At 67.1% G+C, this 286-nt stretch carries 1 pseudogene; it reads left to right on the forward strand.

The window, feature by feature from the left end:
* Positions 1-286 (forward strand): annotated as a pseudogene (locus M2D63_RS25700) (methyl-accepting chemotaxis protein); the annotation flags it as partial.

Genomic DNA, 286 nt, shown 5'->3' on the forward strand with positions numbered 1-286 from the left:
TGTCGTGACCCAGACCGTCGAGGTGATGAGCGGCCTGGAATCCTGCATGCAGGAGGCGGCCAATGGCATCTAGGCACTGGACAAGCAGTCCCAGGTCATCGGCTCGAACATCAAGACCATCAGCGACATCGCCGGCCAGACCAACCTGCTGGCGCTCAACGCGGCCATCGTGGCGGCCCGGGCCGGTGAGCAGGGCCGCGGCTTTGCCGTGGTCGCCAACGAAGTGCGCCAGCTCGCGTCGCGCACCAGCGTCGCCACCGAGGAAATCGCCCGGGTGGTGCAGCAG

The sequence above is a fragment of the Pseudomonas sp. BJa5 genome (assembly GCF_030272875.2).
Taxonomy (GTDB): domain Bacteria; phylum Pseudomonadota; class Gammaproteobacteria; order Pseudomonadales; family Pseudomonadaceae; genus Aquipseudomonas.